Genomic DNA, 1,627 nt, shown 5'->3' on the forward strand with positions numbered 1-1,627 from the left:
CAGATCAATGCCGCCAATGCCCATTACCCGGTTTTTAACCGTGATGTCGTTGCGTCGTCCAAAAAGCGCGCTTTTCAGTTCTGCAGCCAAAATGCCGCCGGGGTGGCCGAAGTTATAATTGCGATCCAGCACCATCACCTGCGCATTTTGCGGCAATGCTTTGATGATATCCTCGGCAGGGAAGGGCAGATACAGGCGCGGTCTCAAGAGGCCGGCTTTGATGCCCTGTTCGCGAAGGATATCGATGGAAAGTTTTAATTCCGCCGCCATGCTGTTGACAGCCAAGGCCACCACTTCGGCGTCTTCCAGCCGGTAGGCGTCGATGGTGTCGCCGTCCCACATGCCGGTGACATCCTTATATTCCTGCGCCGCCTGCTTTACCAGCGGAATACAGGCCATAATATCGTCGGAAAGCATCTGGCGGAAGGGTGCGTATTCGGCCGCCATGGTCACATTGCTGAAAGAAGAAGGATGAGCCGGGTCGAGCCGCCATTCCGGTTCGTGCGGGGGCAGGAAACGGTCGATATCCTCCTGTGGCGGCAGGGTGAGGGGCATCAGACAATGGGAGATGGCAAAGCCGTCAAAGTTGACCATCACCGGGATATTGATCTGTTCGGCCACGCGGAAGGCCTGCAAAATAGTGTTAAACACTTCCTGATTGGAGGAGCAGTGATATTGGATCCAGCCGGTATCGCGCTGGGCAAATGAATCCTGATGATCGGCCCACAGGGTCCAGGGGGCAAAAATACCGCGGTTGACGTTGCACATTACCACCGGTAAGCGTCCGCCGGAAGCCATGTGTAAAACTTCGTGCATATACAGCAGGCCGTTGGCCGATGTGGCTGTGAAAACCCGGGCGCCGGCAGCGGCAGCGGCCACGGCAGCAGCCAGAACACTGTGTTCGCCTTCCACCGGAATGAAGCGGGCGTGCAGCTCCCCGCTTTCAACCATGGCGGCCACCGCTTCCATAATGCTGGTCTGGGGGGTGATGGGGTAGCCGGGTACTACGTCCACCCGGGCGCTTTTTACGGCCAAGGCCGCAGCATAGGCGCCAGTTTCCATTCTAACTTGTGCTGCTTTCATACGGCTACTCCTCCTTTTCCATGCTGATGGCGCCGGTGGGGCATTCTGTGGCGCATATGCCACAGCCCTTGCAATAGCGGTAATCAATAGTAATTTCATGGCGGTCAATAACCGCTTCCGGACAATATACCCAGCAGAATTGGCATTTGGTGCATAGCTGAGTGTCAACCACCGGACGGTGCGCCCGCCAGGAACCGGTGTCCCCGCCGGCTCCCTTCATCGGCCAGGAAATGGGGCGGTAGGCTTTCGTAACTGATTTCATTTATTTCCATTCCTTTCGCTAATCCAAATATAAAGCGGGCTATATGCTGATTTGCGTTACGCTGTTATAAGCCTTGCCGGCGGCCCCCAGATTGCGCTCGCCACTCCCCGGCCATTTATTAAGGATGGTTTGCTCCATAATATTTTGTGGGATGCTTAAGACCCGGCACACCGCGCCAAACAGCGGAATATTGATCATGGGTCCGTCGGCGGAGAATAATCCGGCTTCGCGGGCAATGGCGTCGGCGTCCACCTGCCAGGTGGGGTGCATCCCCACGGCTGC

General features: G+C 56.6%; 3 protein-coding genes. All 3 read right to left on the minus strand.

What is annotated here, in order from left to right:
• The coding region (locus tag B3W37_RS12155) for a hypothetical protein (protein WP_483175969.1) at positions 1-1,083 on the minus strand (1,083 nt) is incomplete at its 3' end.
• Positions 1,084-1,087: 4 nt separating this feature from the next.
• On the minus strand, positions 1,088-1,345 hold the full coding sequence (locus tag B3W37_RS12160; RefSeq protein WP_483169182.1) for a 4Fe-4S binding protein: 258 nt from the start codon (positions 1,343-1,345) through the stop codon (positions 1,088-1,090).
• 39 nt (positions 1,346-1,384) lie between these two features.
• Positions 1,385-1,627: 2-oxoacid:acceptor oxidoreductase family protein (locus tag B3W37_RS12165; protein WP_483175970.1), on the minus strand; the 243-nt coding region annotated here is incomplete at its 5' end.

This window comes from Syntrophomonas sp. UBA5494 (assembly GCF_002426325.1).

Coding starts and splice junctions, on each gene's coding strand:
- B3W37_RS12160 (WP_483169182.1), bottom strand. CDS start 1,345: ATGAAATCAGTTACGAAAGCCTACCGCCCCATTTCCTGGCCGATGAAG.